Origin of the sequence: Intestinimonas sp. RTP31139st1_F5_RTP31139_211217 (genome assembly GCF_040226735.1) — a bacterium.
Lineage (GTDB): Bacteria > Bacillota > Clostridia > Oscillospirales > Oscillospiraceae > Intestinimonas > Intestinimonas butyriciproducens.
Map to the genome: position 1 here is coordinate 4,219 of NZ_JBCOAQ010000075.1, position 442 is coordinate 4,660.

At 69.2% G+C, this 442-nt stretch carries 1 protein-coding gene; it reads left to right on the forward strand.

The window, feature by feature from the left end; genetic code table 11:
• Positions 1-107: 107 nt before the first annotated feature.
• Positions 108-442, forward strand: a 335-nt coding sequence (locus ABUA09_RS17970) for an AAA family ATPase (RefSeq protein ID WP_349949611.1), incomplete at its 3' end; no start/stop codon positions are given.

The following is a 442-nucleotide window of genomic DNA, read 5'->3' on the forward strand; positions in this document are numbered from 1 at the left end:
ATGCGGGAGCGCCTGGCCGCCGCGGGGGACGGAGACGAGCGGGCCGCTCTGGAGCGGGCCGTCCGCTTCGGCCTGGCGGCGCTGGAGCACGGGGAGGAGCCGATGGCATGAAGATCAAGAGAATGACCGCCACCTTCGGCGCGCTGGAGGGGGCGACCCTGAATCTGGAGGAGGGGCTCAACCTGCTCCAGTTCCCCAACGAGGGGGGCAAGTCCACCTGGTGCGCTTTCCTGCGGGCCATGTTTTACGGGATCCCCACCCGGGAGCGGGACACCAGGACCACCCTGGCCGAAAAGAACCGCTATCAGCCCTGGTCCGGCTCCCCCATGGCGGGGGAGATGCTCCTCACCTGGGGGGGACGGGACCTGATCCTGCGCCTGTTCGCCAAAGGGGCCTCCCCCTTCGGCGGCTTTCAGGCGGTATACGCCGACACGGGTGAGAC